This is a genomic window from Nitrospirota bacterium (assembly GCA_030645475.1).
Taxonomy (GTDB): Bacteria; Nitrospirota; Nitrospiria; order Nitrospirales; family Nitrospiraceae; genus Palsa-1315.
This window is the reverse complement of the sequence record JAUSMA010000048.1, coordinates 1-2,292: the sequence shown is the minus strand read 5'-3', so window position 1 is coordinate 2,292 and position 2,292 is coordinate 1. Positions and strand designations below refer to the sequence as shown.

1 protein-coding gene is annotated in these 2,292 nt (G+C 62.3%); it reads left to right on the top strand.

The window, feature by feature from the left end:
• Positions 1-72: 72 nt before the first annotated feature.
• Entirely contained in the window at positions 73-1,416 is a 1,344-nt protein-coding gene (locus Q7U76_08925; protein MDO8356497.1) for an MFS transporter, read from the top strand.
• The last annotated feature ends 876 nt before the right edge of the window (positions 1,417-2,292 follow it).

The window sequence follows — 2,292 nt, the reverse complement described above, 5'->3', positions numbered from 1 at the left end:
CGCGGATCGACATCGCCCGCGCGAGACGATGACCCCAAGGAAATGCGATCCACGGGGCATACCGATGATGCAATGTCGGGGCTGGACGAGCCAAGGCGCACGGTCGCGATCGCATCCGTGCTGGCTGCCATGGTGCTCGTGGTGCTGGACGCGGCCATTGCAAACGTCGCTCTGCCGACGATTGCACGATCGCTGCGTGTGACGCCAGCCATGTCGGTCTGGGTCATCACCGCCTACCAGACCGCCCTCTTGATGGCCCTGCTGCCCTGCGCTGCGCTCGGGGAAAGCTTGGGCTATCGCCGGGTTTTCACTGTGGGGGTTGCGCTGTTCACTGGAGCGTCCGTGTTGTGCGCATTGTCACCGTCCCTGCCTTGGCTCGTCGCGGCCCGCTTCCTCCAGGGGCTCGGGGGCGCCGCCGTCATGGCGCTCGGCGTCGCGCTGCTGCGCGTCGTGGTTCCACATCGGCGGCTCGGCACCGCTATCGGCTGGAACGCCCTTGCCGTGGCGGTGTCGTCTGCCGCCGGTCCGGCGATCGGCGCGGCAGTCCTATCAGCCGCAAACTGGCCCTGGCTCTTCGCCGTCAACCTACCCTTGGGTGTGTTGGTGCTACTCGCCACCCGCGCGCTACCGGCTGTCGGCGGGACGGCACGTCGGCTTGACCTGTTCAGTGTAGCGTTGAATGCCGGAGCCTTTGCGTCATTGGTCATTGGCGCGGAACTGCTTCCAACCAGACCGGCGCTGGCTGCCGTCCTGTTCGCCGCAGCAGCCCTTGAGATGGTGGCGCTGGCTCGGCGTGAAATGCCGAAGGAGGCACCACTGATCCCGCTCGACTTGCTCCGCGCCGATTCATTCCGCTTTTCGGTGATCGCCTCGGCTTGTTGTTTTGCTGGGCAGACCGCGGGCATGGTTGCGATACCTTTTTACCTGCAGCACGAGCTTGGGCAGGACACGTTGATAGCCGGGCTTTATATGACGGCCTGGCCGTTGACCGTGGCTATCGCCGCCCCGTTCGCCGGCCGTCTCGCGGACCGCGTGTCGACAGCCTGGCTTAGTGCCGTGGGCGGTTTGTGTCTCGCGACTGGGCTCGGGGCTGCCGCACTGTGGCCGCTGAAGGGCGACCCCCTGCTGCTCGTGCCGCTTACCATGCTGTGTGGCCTCGGTTTCGGCCTCTTTAATGTGGCCAACAACCGCAACATGTTCCTCTCGGCACCAAACGAGCGGAGTGGCGCCGCGGGAGGTATGCAGGGCACCGCCCGGTTGTTTGGGCAAACCGCTGGTGCGGTGATCATGACCCTGCTCTTTACCCTAACATCCACCGATGCAGCGCCTCAGATCGGTCTTGGGATCGGAGCGGTGTTGACGTTTGTGGCAGGCCTCGTGAGCACGCTGAGGATCAGTCCGATGTCGCCGCGCTAACCGGTATGCGAGTCACGTTCGCAGTCGCGGCGATTCTGATCGTCGTCACGCTCGCCATCCCGGTTGGAACTTACCGCCGCACATTGCGCAATCGGACACTTGCTCTGGGAGTGGTGAATTAATTCGGATTTCATACATGCAGGCACCGTAATTCGTGAGGAGAGCACCGGCTTTAGAGTGCCAGCAGACCCTCAAATCAAAAGTAGCGTATGTCTACTTTAGGTCGCAAGCAGCCAATACAGTACGCAATCAAATGCCGCATAACAACGCGATGCAGGGGACGCGCAGAACAGCAGCCTCATGCTTTACAGGCTTGGTCTCCGCGAGCACCTGAACGAGGATGTTGAGCCTACGCTTCGCATCCGTCTCTATAAATCCAAGCTCGTTCAATTTATTCCTCAAAGTCGCTCGGGAGGATCGTGGCCGCCGCTGACCGGATGAATCGGGACCCAACTTGCCGAGCATGCTGACGTGGTTCCCCCAACGCCGCCCGCTGCTGCTGACGCGTGCATCAGCGCCCTGCTGAGTCTCGCCGCAGCGAAGTCACGAGGCCCGCTCCCAGCGGGTGGCACAGACTGTTCGACGCTCCGTTCGACCATTGGTCGGAACGGAGCTAGTTTCTGTGCCAAGCGTGGCTGAGCGTGAAGGCGAGCCAGCAGGGCGCTGGCAAGAGCGGAAGCAGCAGCGGGCGGCGATCCTAGGCTTTTGTTTTCATCTCGGCAGAGGACTCTGACTCGGCGGCTTCGCCACCTTCTTCTTCGACCGGTTGTTCTTCCTCCGGCACATCGAACCAGGACACGACCATCTCGTCCCACCAGGCTTCATCGATCTCTTTCCCGGGATCGGTGCCAAGAAACGAAACCTCATCCTTCGTAA